The organism is Kitasatospora sp. NPDC086801 (assembly GCF_044745805.1).
GTDB lineage: Bacteria > Actinomycetota > Actinomycetes > Streptomycetales > Streptomycetaceae > Kitasatospora.
In genome coordinates this window covers 130,801-143,272 of sequence record NZ_JBIVAX010000020.1, presented here as the reverse complement: position 1 = coordinate 143,272, position 12,472 = coordinate 130,801, and the positions used below count along the sequence as shown (strand labels likewise).

General features: G+C 72.9%; 11 protein-coding genes. 3 read left to right on the top strand and 8 right to left on the bottom strand.

The window, feature by feature from the left end:
• Positions 1 to 328: 328 nt before the first annotated feature.
• Positions 329 to 1,861 (bottom strand): MFS transporter, encoded by a 1,533-nt coding sequence (locus ACIPLC_RS21845; RefSeq protein WP_400474657.1) that lies wholly within the window; start codon positions 1,859 to 1,861, stop codon positions 329 to 331.
• 165 nt (positions 1,862 to 2,026) lie between these two features.
• Here ACIPLC_RS21845 and ACIPLC_RS21840 point away from each other — a divergent pair, with 165 nt between their 5' ends.
• Complete coding sequence (locus ACIPLC_RS21840) at positions 2,027 to 2,755, top strand: TetR/AcrR family transcriptional regulator (RefSeq protein WP_400474656.1); 729 nt, start codon at positions 2,027 to 2,029, stop codon at positions 2,753 to 2,755.
• A 251-nt stretch (positions 2,756 to 3,006) separates the two neighbouring features.
• Positions 3,007 to 4,419 carry an ABC1 kinase family protein gene (locus ACIPLC_RS21835; protein WP_400474655.1) on the top strand — a complete coding sequence of 471 codons (1,413 nt, stop codon included), beginning with the start codon at positions 3,007 to 3,009 and terminating at the stop codon, positions 4,417 to 4,419.
• A 94-nt stretch (positions 4,420 to 4,513) separates the two neighbouring features.
• Here ACIPLC_RS21835 and ACIPLC_RS21830 read toward each other — a convergent pair whose 3' ends face one another.
• The 4 genes from ACIPLC_RS21830 to ACIPLC_RS21815 all read right to left on the bottom strand — a co-directional run bounded on the left by ACIPLC_RS21830 (position 4,514) and on the right by ACIPLC_RS21815 (position 8,412).
• Complete coding sequence (locus ACIPLC_RS21830) at positions 4,514 to 4,903, bottom strand: hypothetical protein (protein ID WP_400474654.1); 390 nt, start codon at positions 4,901 to 4,903, stop codon at positions 4,514 to 4,516.
• Positions 4,900 to 5,268, bottom strand: coding sequence for a WhiB family transcriptional regulator (locus ACIPLC_RS21825; RefSeq protein WP_371517211.1), 369 nt, complete (start codon positions 5,266 to 5,268; stop codon positions 4,900 to 4,902). The genes ACIPLC_RS21830 and ACIPLC_RS21825 overlap by 4 nt, the downstream gene beginning before the upstream one ends.
• A gap of 168 nt (positions 5,269 to 5,436) precedes the next feature.
• Positions 5,437 to 5,883, bottom strand: coding sequence for a hypothetical protein (locus tag ACIPLC_RS21820; protein WP_400474653.1), 447 nt, complete (start codon positions 5,881 to 5,883; stop codon positions 5,437 to 5,439).
• Between the two features lie 261 nt (positions 5,884 to 6,144).
• Positions 6,145 to 8,412, bottom strand: a complete 2,268-nt coding sequence (locus ACIPLC_RS21815; RefSeq protein WP_400474652.1) for an ATP-dependent DNA helicase UvrD2 — start codon at positions 8,410 to 8,412, stop codon at positions 6,145 to 6,147.
• A gap of 200 nt (positions 8,413 to 8,612) precedes the next feature.
• Between ACIPLC_RS21815 and ACIPLC_RS21810 the strand changes: the two genes are divergently transcribed.
• Complete coding sequence (locus ACIPLC_RS21810; RefSeq protein WP_363586726.1) at positions 8,613 to 8,870, top strand: mycoredoxin; 258 nt, start codon at positions 8,613 to 8,615, stop codon at positions 8,868 to 8,870.
• Between the two features lie 136 nt (positions 8,871 to 9,006).
• On the opposite strand, the gene ACIPLC_RS21805 is transcribed toward ACIPLC_RS21810, so the two are convergent.
• The 3 genes from ACIPLC_RS21805 to ACIPLC_RS21795 all read right to left on the bottom strand — a co-directional run bounded on the left by ACIPLC_RS21805 (position 9,007) and on the right by ACIPLC_RS21795 (position 12,471).
• Positions 9,007 to 9,846: a GntR family transcriptional regulator gene (locus ACIPLC_RS21805; protein ID WP_400474651.1), complete on the bottom strand. Its 840-nt coding sequence runs from the start codon at positions 9,844 to 9,846 to the stop codon at positions 9,007 to 9,009.
• A gap of 210 nt (positions 9,847 to 10,056) precedes the next feature.
• On the bottom strand, positions 10,057 to 10,998 hold the full coding sequence (gene nudC, locus ACIPLC_RS21800; RefSeq protein ID WP_400474650.1) for an NAD(+) diphosphatase: 942 nt from the start codon (positions 10,996 to 10,998) through the stop codon (positions 10,057 to 10,059).
• 69 nt (positions 10,999 to 11,067) lie between these two features.
• Positions 11,068 to 12,471, bottom strand: a complete 1,404-nt coding sequence (locus tag ACIPLC_RS21795; RefSeq protein WP_400474649.1) for a dipeptidase — start codon at positions 12,469 to 12,471, stop codon at positions 11,068 to 11,070.
• Position 12,472 lies beyond the last annotated feature (1 nt).

Genomic DNA, 12,472 nt, shown 5'->3' with positions numbered 1-12,472 from the left:
CCCCGGGCCTGGTGCCCCCTGGCCCTGGTCCCCCCTGGGCCTGGGGCCCCCTGGGCCCGCGCCCTGCCTGGGGCAGGGCGCGGGCCGGGCAAGGCGGGGATCCGCTGTTGCCAGCGGGAGGTGGGTGCGCGGGAGGTGGTGGGCGGGAGGCGAGGAGGGTGGGTGGGTGGGGGGGGGAGGGGGCCCCAGGGTCAGGTAGAAAACCCACGCACGGGAAGTCGGCCCGCCCGACTTCCCGCGCAACACCGCACCACCACAACACCCCGAAGGCCGGCACCCCGGGGGCACCGGCCTTCGCGGCGGGGCGGATCAGCCAGGTCCAGCGGAGTCAGACGGCGATCCCGGCGTCCTCCGCCGACGCCCCGGCCACCGGCGTCCCGGGCGCTCCCGTCTTCCGGTCCCGCATCACCAGCGTGGCCACCACGGCCGCCGCCAGCACCCCGATCGCGCTGACCGTGAAGGTCGTCGACATCGCCGAGGTGAACGCCTCCCGGACGGTCCGGACGAACCCGGCATCCCCGTTGGCCAGCGCCAGCGCCCCGCCGACGGAGTGCTTCGCCTCCTCCGGCATCCCGGCGGGCATCTCGGCGGCGAATCCGCTCGACAGCAGCGAGCCCAGGATGGCGATGCCGAGCGCGGCGCCGGCCTGCTGGATGGTGTCGTTCAGCGCCGAGCCGACACCCGCCTGCTCCGGCGGGATGGTGCCCATCAGCGCGCCCACCGCGGCTGGCATCGCCAGGCCCGCACCGAGGCCGAGCAGCCCGAGGGCGACCGCCGGGAAGGTGAAGCCGGTGCTGGCGGTGACGGTGGTCAGCAGGGCGAAGGAGGCGGCCATGACGAGCATCCCGGCGAGGATGAGCAGGCGGTTGCCGATCGTGGCGGCGAACTTGGCGCCGACCCCGTTGCCGACCAGCGCGGCGATGGCCAGCGGCACGAACGCGAGGCCCGCCTTGACCGGCGAGTAGCCGAGCACGAACTGCAGGTACTGGGTGAGCACGAGCAGCAGACCGCCGTTGCCGATCTGCACCAGGGTCAGCGACAGCGAACCCCCGCTGAAGTTGCGGTGCTTGAAGAGCGCCAGCGGGACCATCGGCGCGGAGGTGACGTTCTCCCACACCACGAATCCGCCGAGCCCGAGCACCGCGATGGCCAGGGTGACCAGGGACTGGCCACCGAAGGCGCCGTGCTGCGGGATCTCGATGATCCACCAGACCAGGGCGGTCATGCCGACCGCGGACAGCACCGCGCCGAGCGGGTCGGGCTTCTGCCACGGGCCCTTGGACTCCGGCATCAGCAGCAGGCCCGCCAGGATGGCCAGCGCGACGACCGGGACGTTGATGAAGAAGATCGAGTGCCAGGAGAAGTGGTCGATCAGCACGCCGCCGAGGACCGGGCTGCCGACCAGCCCCAGCATCGTCACCGAACTCCAGGCGGCCATCGCCTTGTTGCGCTCGTCCTCGTCGAAGACGGTGATGAGGATCGACAGCGTCGAGGGCAGGATCAGCGATCCGCCGACGCCCATGGCGACCCGTGCCGCGATCACCTCGCCGGGGTTGGTGCAGAAGGTCGCCGCAAGGGAGGCCGCCCCGAAGAGCAGCAGTCCGATGATCATGATCTTCCGGCGGCCGAAGCGGTCCCCGAGGCTGCCGGAGGTGAGCAGCAGCCCGGCGAAGACCAGGACGTAGGAGTCGAGGATCCACTGGGTGTCCTGGGCGCTGGCGCCGAGGTCCGCCGTCATCGAGGGCACGGCGACCGTCAGCGCCATGCTGTCGACCACCAGGACGAGCGAGCTCAGGCACAGCACGATCAGGATCCACCAGCGGTGCGGATTGCGGCCCTCGGTCGCGTTGAGCGCTGTCATCAGCCACCCCTCCATTCTGCGCACACCGTTCCCCCGGTGCGCACTCCGTTCCTTCATTGCGAACACTGTACGCACAGAGGAACAGTGTGCGCAATACCCATCTCCTGTACGCTCAATGCGAACGATGTACGCAACGAAGCAGGAGCAGAGGGAAGGGGAGCCGCCATGGCCGCCGAATCGAACCCGATCCCGTCCGTATGGGCCCGTCGGCAGCGCGAGCCCGACCAGCCCGCACTCAGCCGGGCCGCGATCGTCCGCGAGGCGATCACCATGCTGGACGCCGAGGGCATCGAGGCCCTGAGCATGCGCAAGCTCGCCACCCGACTGAACGCGGGCGCCACCTCCCTCTACCGGCACGTGGCGACCAAGGACGAGCTGATGGAGCTCGCGGTGGACGAGGTCTTCGGCGAGATCACCCTCCCGCCCGCCGACAGCCCCGACTGGCGCGCCGCCGCCACCGAGGCCGCCGGCGCCTTCCGGGCGACGGCCCTGCGCCACCCCTGGCTGTCGTCCGTCCTCGGCCAGGCCGGCCTCGCCTACCTCGGCCCCAACCTGATGGCCTACGGCGAGCGGCTGACCGCCCTCTTCGGCTCGGCCGGCTTCCCCGAGCCGACCCGGGCGATCGACACGCTCATCTCCTACGTCGTCGGCATGAGCACCACGGAGGCGGCCTGGCTCACCACCGTCGCCCGGGCCGGCGAGAGCGAGGCCGCGTTCATCACCCGGCTGATGCCCGCCGCCCGGGAGGCCACCTCGGGCCTCGACCACCTCACCAGCGCCTACGCGACCGCCTACACGGCCCCGGACCAGGACCCGGCCGCCATCCGCGACGCCAAGTTCACCTACGGCCTCCACGTGGTCCTGGACGGCCTGGCCCTCCGTCTGCCCCGCTGACCCGCCGCCCGGACGGCCCGCGGCCACCCCGCCCAACGCGGCAGCCGCCCGTCGCCCGTCGTCCGCCCACGACTCCGGCCGACCGGACCAAGCCGTCCAACTCCCCCGCAAAGGGACGGCGGACGCGGCCCACGCGCGGGCGTCCCCTCCCCACCCGGCGAAATACCGGCGGTCGCGGGGTGGGGAGCGGGCACAATGGCCTAGTGATGGTGGGCCGTCCGGTGTCGGGGGGCCAGGGAATGGAGGCCCGGGTGAGCGATCTTCCGCGCAAGGCAGTGACCCGCACGGCACGGCTCGCCGCCCTGCCGCTGGGGATAGCCGGACGCGCCACGCTCGGACTGGGCAAGCGCATCGGCGGCCGCTCCGCCGAGGTGGTGACGGCCGAGCTCCAGCAGGCCACCGCCGACCAGCTGTTCAAGGTCCTGGGCGAACTCAAGGGCGGGGCGATGAAGTTCGGGCAGGTGCTGTCCGTCTTCGAGGCCGCGCTGCCCGAGGAGGTCGCCGGGCCGTACCGGGCCGCGCTCACCAAGCTTCAGGACGCCGCTCCCCCGATGCCCGCCACCAAGGTGCACACCGCGCTCGCCCAGCGGCTCGGGGACGGCTGGCGCGAGCTGTTCCGGGAGTTCGACGACCGGCCGGCGGCGGCCGCCTCGATCGGGCAGGTGCACCGGGCGGTCTGGCACGACGGGCGCCGGGTCGCGGTCAAGGTGCAGTACCCGGGCGCGGGCGACGCCCTGCTCACCGACCTGACGCAACTGAGCCGGGTGGCCTGGCTGTTGGGCCCGCTGATCCCGGGGCTGGACATCAAGCCGCTGATCGCCGAGCTGCGCGAGCGGGTGTCGGAGGAGCTGGACTACGAGTTGGAGGCGCAGGCCCAGCGCCGGCACGCCGAGGAGTTCGCCGACGACCCGGACATCGTGGTGCCCGGCGTGGTGGCGCAGGCCGACCAGGTGCTGGTCACCGAGTGGATGGACGGCACCCCGCTGGCCGAGGTGATCACGGACGGCACCCAGGAGGAGCGCGACCGTGCCGGGCAGTTGCTGGCCCGGTTCCTGTTCGCGGGCCCGGCCCGGACCGGCCTGCTGCACGCGGACCCGCACCCGGGCAACTTCCGGCTGCTGAAGGACGACGGCCCGGCGTCGGGCTGGCGGCTGGGGGTGCTGGACTTCGGCACGGTGGACCGGCTGCCGGGCGGGCTGCCCGCGCCGATCGGGGCGTCGCTGCGGATGGCGCTGGACGGCGACGCGGCGGGCGTGCTGAAGATGCTGCGCGAGGAGGGTTTCGTCAAGCCCTCGATCGAGCTGGACCCGGACGCGGTGCTGGACTACCTGCGGCCGATCATCGAGCCGGCCGCCGTGGACAGCTTCCACTTCACCCGCGCCTGGATGCGCGCGCAGGCGGCCCGGATCGCCGATCCGCGCTCGCCCGCCTACAACCTGGGCAAGCAGCTGAACCTGCCGCCCGCGTACCTGCTGATCCACCGGGTGACGCTGAGCACCATCGGGGTGCTCTGCCAACTGGGCGCCCAGGCGCCGTTCCGGGCGGAGATGCTGGCGTGGCTCCCCCAGTTCGCCGATCGGGAACCGGCGAAGCCGGCCGGCCGCAAGCCATCCAGCCGCAAGCCGGCGGGCGGCAAACCCGCCGACCGCACCCGCAAGAGCTGACCCGAACGCCCCCGACGACCGCAGGCCGCTCCCCATGACGGGGGGCGGCCTGCGGCACGACGGGGGTGGAACGCGGGAAGGCCCCGCGCCGCGACTACATCAGCGCGACGGCGAGCGCCTTGCGGGCCCGCAGCGAGGCGCGCTCGGCGCGCTGCTTGAGCCGGCGGGCCCGGGCGACCCGGGTGACGAGGCGTTGGTGTTCGGCCTCGTGCAGGCGCTCTTGCATATGGGCGCGGGCCAGGGATTCGTGGAGGAGTTGCATTTCGAGGGTCCTGTTCTGGATCTGAAGTTCGGTGGTCTGCTCAGCGCGGACGGTGGCGGCGGCGGTCATGTGGTGGTCCTGCTCGTGGTGCGTGCTCGGGAAGGGGGCTGGTCGGGCTGCGTCGGCCTTGGCGGCGGCGATCCGGACGGAACGGCGGAGGGAGCTGTCCAGCAGGGGCTGCTCTCCCCGGCGGACGGCCCTGGCGCCGTGGGCGGGGTTCACGCCATGACCTCGGTCTTGCGCGGACGGCCACGCGGCCGCTTGCGGGCCACGACGACGCCCTGGACGAAGAGCTCGCCACCCCAAACGCCCCACGGCTCACGCCGCTCCAGCGCGCCGGTCAGACAGGCGTCCTTGACCGGGCAGGTGCCGCAGAGGGACTTCGCGTACTCGACGTCGGCGGGCGTCTCGGCGAAGAAGACCTCGGGGTCGAAGGCGCGGCAGGGGATGGGGAGCCCGAGCGCCTCGGCCTGCTCGATGGAGCTGATCTGCATGGAAAGAACCTCCGGGGGGTCGGCCTGGTCGGCCTTGGTGATCTGGCTTGTCGGCGGTACGGACGGGATGGGCGGTGTGATGACCGTGGACACTGTGGGCGTCTTCCTCGTCTTCTCAGTGGTTCCGGCCCAGATGGCTGGTGGGTCTGGGCCGGAGGCCCCGGGGGGCCTGGGTGGTCTTGCGTACCGGACAAAACAGAAGGGCCGCGGATCCCGGTGTGACGGGTTCCGCGGCCCTGGAGGTGCCGACCTGAGGTTTACTCAGGTTCGTTCTCTCCAGGGTTCAGGCCCGCGGAAGGCCCGCATCCGGATGGCCTCGGCGCCCGTAAAGGCGGCCATGGCCTGGTTAATCTGCTGCTCGTTCTGCTTCTGGGTGCTCCCGGCACCGACGACCTGCGCATAGTCGCCATGCATGGCGGCGGCTACGACTGCCTTCGGTGCCTGGGTCGGTCGCTCATCACGCAGGGAGCGCGACGTGCCGAACGACGCCCAGTCGCGGGACAGACCGGTCTCGACGGAGGTGCCTTCGACGTTCCTGCCGCCCGCGGCGGAGAAATCAGTGTGTCCAAGACCACTGACAACGGGGACGACGGAGACACCGCTGGTGTCGAGACCCAGACCGGTTCCACCGAGCTCGGCGAGCGCCCGCAGACGGGCGGCACGCAGGGAGGCAGCAACAACGGTCTGGCCAGTCATTTTGGTGATCATGATGTTTCCCACTGTCATCGCCTCCTCTCGGCGTCTCGCGGAGCCAGGTCGCCCCGGCTCCGAATGTTCGGATGTCTGTCTCGGTGAAGCTGTTGGGTGCAGGGGATTCGGCACAGGTGTGACCCCGTGCGATCGCGTCCCCTTGACCGCTCCGGCAGGCTATTGCGCTCCCGGTACGCCGCGCAAACTATTTTTCACGGCGGGTTCGGATGTCCCCCGAGCGGCCCCCGGGAGACTCCCCTGGACCTCGCCCGGACCGACTCACGCCGGATCGACCGGCTCGCCGTCCTGGACGCCGTCCGGTTCCTCCTCGGGCTCCTCCCCCGCACACAACGAGAGCACGGCCGCCCCGTACTTGTCCAGCTTCATCGCGCCGACCCCGGAGATCACGGCCAGCTCCTGGCGGCTGGCCGGCACGTCCTCGGCGATCGCCATGAGCGTCGCGTCGGTGAACACCACGTAGGCCGGCGCCCCCTGCTTCTTGGCCTGCCGGGCCCGCCACTCGCGCAGCCGCTCGTACAGCGCCTCGTCCATGGTGGACGGGCAGCTCTCGCAGCGGCGCAGCTTGCGCTCGACCGCCTCGGTGAGCACCTTCTCGCAGACCCGGCACTTGACCGGCCCCCGGACCCGCCGTCCGGCGGAGCGCTCGCCGGGCTCGGCGCCCCCGCGCCCGCCCCGCCCGCCGGTGCGTGCGCCGGGGGCGCTGGAGCCGGGGCGCAGCCCGTCCAGGAAGCGGCTGGGCTTGCGGCTGGCCCGGCCGCCCGGGGAGCGGCTGAGCGCCCAGGAGAGGGAGAGGTGCCTGCGGGCGCGGGTGACGCCGACGTAGAGGAGCCGGCGCTCCTCCTCGATCTGCTCGTCGGTCTTGGCGTAGATGATCGGCAGGGTGCCCTCGGTGAGGCCGACGAGGAAGACGGCGTCCCATTCGAGGCCCTTGGCGGCGTGCAGCGAGGCGAGGGTGACGCCTTCGACGGCGGGGGCGTGCTGGGCGGCGGCGCGGGCGTCGAGTTCGGCGACGTAGGCGGCGAGGTCGGCGCTGTGGCCGGCGGCGGCGCGGGTGCGCTCGAACTCCTCGGCGAGCCGGACGAGGGCGGCGAGGGACTCCCAGCGGTCGCGGACGGCGCCGGAGCCGGCGGGCGGTTCGGCGGTGAAGCCGCGGGCGGCGAGGACGGCGCGGACCTGGCCGGCGAGGTCGGGGGCGTCGGCGGTGAGCGGGTCGGCGGCGGCCCGGGCGGCGCCGCGCAGCAGGACGCCGGCGTCGCGGACCTCGGGGCGTTCGAAGAACCGCTCGGCGCCCTTGAGCTGGTAGGGGACGCCGAGGTCGGCGAGGGCCTGCTCGTAGACCTCGGACTGGCCGTTGGTGCGGAACAGGACGGCGATCTCGCTGGCGCGCACGCCGGCGGCGAGCAGGTCCTTGATCCGGCGGGCGGTGGTCTCGGCCTCGGTGGGCTCGTCCTCGTACTCGGTGTAGACGGGTTCGGGGCCGGCCTCGCGCTGGGAGACGAGTTCGAGGCGGTGGCGGGCGGCCTCGCCGCGGGCCTGGTTGAGCAGTCCGTTGGCGAGGTGGACGACCTGCGGGGTGGAGCGGTAGTCGCGGACCAGCTTGACGACCGTGGCCTCGGGGTGGCTGGTGCGGAAGTTGAGCAGGTAGTCGGGGGTGGCGCCGGTGAAGGAGTAGATGGTCTGGCTGGCGTCGCCGACGACGCAGAGGCTGGCGCCGCCGCCGGGGCCGGTCCACTGGTCGAGCAGCCGCTGCTGGAGCGGGGAGACGTCCTGGTACTCGTCGACGGTGAAGTGCCGGTACTGGGAGCGGACCTGGTCGGCGATGTCGGGGCGGTCCTCCAGGATGGCGGCGGTGAGCAGCAGGACGTCCTCGAAGTCGATGACGCCGCGGCGGCTCTTGGCCTCCTCGTAGACGCGGTAGACCTGGGCGGTCTCGGCCGGGTCGCGGGGGGCTTCGCGGCCGGACTTCTGGACGGCGGCGGGGTAGTCGTCGGGGCCGATCTGGGTGACCTTGGCCCATTCGATCTCGGCGGTGAGGTCGCGCAGTTCGGTGCGCTGGACGCGCAGGCCGCAGCGGCCGGCGGACTCGGCGACGAGCTGGACCTTGCGTTCGAGCAGCTGCGGCACGGGGCCGCCGACGGCGCGCGGCCAGAAGTACTGGAGCTGGCGCAGGGCGGCGGCGTGGAAGGTGCGGGCCTGGACGCCCTCGGCGCCGAGCTGGCGCAGCCGGCCGCGCATCTCGCCGGCGGCGCGGGCGGTGAAGGTGACGGCGAGGACCTGCTGGGGCTGGTACACGCCGCTGCGCACGCCGTAGGCGATCCGGTGGGTGATGGCGCGGGTCTTGCCGGTGCCGGCGCCGGCGAGGACGCAGACGGGCCCGTGCAGGGCGGTGGCGACGGCGCGCTGTTCGGGGTCGAGCCCGGCGAGCACGGCGTCGGGGCCCGTGGCGGCGGTGGGGTCGGCCCAGAGGGAGCCGTGGGGGCCGTCGGACGGGCTGCCGCTCAAGAGGTCTTCCTGCATGCGTTCCATCCTCTCAGCCCGGTGGGACAACGGGGGCGGGGTTGTCCACAGGCACGGTGTGATCGCAGGATGATCGCTGCGCACCGGGGCGCGCGGAGCCGTTCGTGCGCCGTCGTGGTGCGACGGAGCGTGGCCGTGCGGAATGACCGCCGCGCGGTGGGCGTTCCTGCCCTGAGACCGTACGCCCTCTTTCCGAAGGAGCCTCCTCGATGTCCGGCAGCGTGACGATGTACAGCACGACCTGGTGCGGGTACTGCAACCGACTCAAGAGCCAGCTGGACCGGGAGGGGATCGGCTACACGGAGGTCAACATCGAGGAGGACCCGGCGTCGGCGTCGTTCGTCGAGTCGGTCAACGGCGGCAACCAGACCGTCCCGACGGTGCTGGTGACGCCGAACGCCGGCGGCGAGCGGGTCGTGATGACCAACCCGAGCCTGCTTCAGGTGAAGAAGGCCCTCGGGGTCTGAGTGGCCTGAGTGACCTGAGTGGTCCGAATGCCCCGAGTGCCCCGAGTGCCCCTAGTGCCCCTAGTGCCCGAGTGGCCCGAGTGATCCGGGCCGCCCGAGCGGGCTGAGCCGGCCCGGGGCCCCGGGCCGGCGCGCGTCACTGCGCGTCGGCCCGGGCGGGGTCGACGGGTGCGGCGGGCGCGGGCAGGGTGGCGCGCGCGCCGAGGTCGCCGATGCCGTAGACCAGTCGGCTGCGGTCGGCCGAGTAGCGGGTCTCGATGACCCGGACGGGCCCGCGCCGGTCGTAGGTGACACGGGTCTGGACCATCAGCGGCACGCCGGGCCCGCCCTGGAACCACTGGGCCTCCTCGGGGCCGGGCATCCGGGCGACCAGGTGGTCGACGGCGCCGATCTCGGTGCGGCCGAGTTCGTCGAGGACGGCCTCGTCGCCGCCCTCGACCGGGTCCGGTTCCATCAGCGGGGTGCCGGCGGCGAGGCCGGCCCGGTAGTGGCTCTCCTCGATCGAGTAGGGCTCGCGGTCGAGCAGACGCAGCTGACGGCGGACCACGATGGCCTCGCCGGGGCGCAGTCCGAGCCGTTCGGCGATGTCCACCCGGGCCCGGACGATCATCATCTCGAAGTCGGTGGTGAGTTCGCGGCCGGCCTCGGCGGCCTCGCCGAGGTAGACGGCGGAGGGCACGGCCAGGCAGTCCCGGGGGGTGGGGGCCAGGGTGGGGCCGTAGGCGCGGTGGTCGAGGACGGGGTGTTCCCGCAGGTAGGTGCCCTTGCCCTGGAGGCGGACCAGGCGGCCTTCGTTGACCAGGACGTCGACGGCGAGCCGGACGGTGTTGCGGGCGACTCCGTATTGGCGTTCCAGTTCGCTCTCGACCGGCAGCGCGGCGTCGGCGGTGAACTCGCCTTCGGCGATCCGGCGGCGCAGGTCCGCGGCGAGGCGCTGGTATTTGGGGGATTGGGCGGTGCCCCGGGGGATTGTCACCCGAGTGAATGTAGCGAGCGCGATGGCGCGGTTTCAGCCGTTTCCGGCAATGTCGTCCGCGCGGGTTGACGAGGGCTGCCGGGTGGCGGGTGGCGGTAGCAGAACTGGCCCGTCCGGCCACGAACATCTGAGCGTGGCGGATTCGGGAGGGAATGGAAAAGAAAAACGGGGGCGCGCGGAATAACCCGCACGCCCCCCATTCATCGGGGATTACCAGCGCGCCGCCGCCGGCAGCGGTCCGCCGTACCAGAGCTCGACCAGGTGGCGCGCGATCGAGATCCCGGAGGGCGGCAGGATCTCCCCCGCCTCCATCCCGGCCCTCAGCTCGTCGCGGGAGAACCAGCGCGCCTCGGCCAGTTCCTCGCCGTCCACGGTGATCGCGGTCCCGCCCGGCAGCGCCCGGCCCGTGAAGCCGAGCATCAGGCTCGACGGGAAGGGCCAGGGCTGGCTGGCGACGTAGCGCACCTCGCCGACCTGCACGCCGGCCTCCTCGTGCACCTCGCGCACCACCGCCTGCTCGATCGACTCCCCCGGCTCGACGAAGCCGGCCAGGGTGGACCAGCGGCCCTCCGGCCACAGCGCCTGGCGGCCGAGCAGGCAGCGGTCCTGGTCGTCGGTGATCACCATGATCACCGCCGGGTCGGTGCGCGGGTAGTGCTCGGCCGCGCAGGAGGTGCAGCGCCGCACGTGCCCGGCGCCGGCCTTCTCGGTCGGGTGCCCGCAGCGCGAGCAGAAGCTGTGCAGCCGGTGCCAGTGCTCCAGCGCGACGGCGTGCACCAGCAGTCCGGCGTCCCGGTCCGACAGCATCGCGCCGACCTCGCGCAGCCCTGCCGGACGGGCGTCGCCGTCCAGCCGCCCGGGCAGGCTCTCACCGGCCAGCGCGAAGTACGAGACACCGTCCTCGTCCGTGCCGAGGAAGTACCGGTCCCCGGTCTGCGGCGCCTCGAAGGAGGGCAGCAGCACGAGTTCGGTGCCCTGCGCGGTGTCGACGACGAACGCCTCGCCGCCGGCGATCGGCAGCACCCGGGTGGCCGGGTGGCTCCAGGCGGCGGCCAGCCAGGGCTCGTCCAGCCGGTGCTCGGCCGCCCGGTCCACCCCGGCCCGGGCCAGTGCCAGGTTCAGTGGGCGTTCGGTCTCAGGCACGGTGCTCACTTCGTTCCATCCCCACGTGATGAATCATCCGGATGAGTGATCTGACTGCCATGGTGTGCCCGCGCGGGGTCACGCGCCGGGCCGGAAGTTCTCGGCCAGGTCCCCCCACAGGTACGCGGCGGTCTCCACGCCCTTGGCCAGCAGGTCCAGTTCGACCTTCTCGTTGACCGAGTGCCAGCCGTCCGAGGGCACCGAGATGCCGAGGAACAGCACCGGCGCGCCGAGCACGTCCTGCAGGTCGGCGGCGGGGCCGGAGCCGCCCTCGCGGGTGAAGAGGACCTTCTGCCCGAAGGCCCGCCCCATGGCGCGGACGGTGGACTGCAGCGCCGGGTGGTCCAGCGGGGTCAGGCAGGGCCGGGTCGCGCCCGGGAAGGTCAGCTCGTGGCGGATGCCCTCGGGTACCCGCGCGGCCACCCACTCCCGGACGGCCTCGCGCACCTTCTCCACCTCCTGCCCGGCGACCAGTCGGAAGGACAGCTTGAGGTGCGCCGAGGACGGCACGATGGTCTTGCCGCCGGGGCCGGTGTAACCGCCCCAGACGCCGTTGACCTCGGCGGTCGGGCGGGCCCAGACCCGCTCCAGGGTGGAGTAGCCGGCCTCGCCCCGGGTGCCGTACGACTTGGCGACCCTGAGCCACTGCGCCTCGTCGAAGGGCAGTTCGGCGAACAGCTCGCGCTCGCGGTCGGTCAGTTCGATCACGCCGTCGTAGAAGCCCGGGATGTCCACCCGGCGGTCGGCGTCGTGCAGGCCGGCCGCCAGTTCGGCGGCGACCTGCGCCGGGTTGGGGACGGCGCCGCCGAAGGAGCCGGAGTGGATGTCGGTGTCCGGGCCGTACAGGTCGATCTGGGCGTCGGCCAGGCCCCGCATGCCGGTGCAGACGGTCGGCGTGGTCTCGGACCACATGCCGGTGTCCGAGATGACCACCACGTCGGCGGCCAGCCGCCCGGCCTCGCGCCGGACCAGGTCGGCGAAGTGCGGCGAGCCGGACTCCTCCTCGCCCTCGATCAGCAGCTTGAGGTTGACGGCCGGCGCGGTGCGGCCGGTGGCGGCCAGGTGGGCGCGCACGCCCAGGGTGTGGAAGAACACCTGGCCCTTGTCGTCGGCCGCGCCGCGGGCGAACAGCCGTCCGTCGACCACGGTCGGGGTGAACGGCTCCGTCGCCCAGCCGTCCTCCTTCGCGGCGGGCTGCACGTCGTGGTGCCCGTAGACCAGGACGGTCGGCGCGGACGAGTCCCCGGAGGGCCACTCGGCGAACACCGCCGGCAGGCCGTCGGTCTCCCACACCTCGGCCACCGGGAAGCCGGTGTCGCGCAGCTTGGCGGCCAGCCACTCGGCGGAGCGCCGCACGTCGCCGGCGCGGGCCGGGTCGGCGGAGACCGAGGGGATGGCCAGCCACTCGGAGAGGTCGGCGAGGAAGCCGGCCTGGTGCTGGTCGATGAAGGAGCGGACGACGCTGTCCGGAGTTCTCGTCATA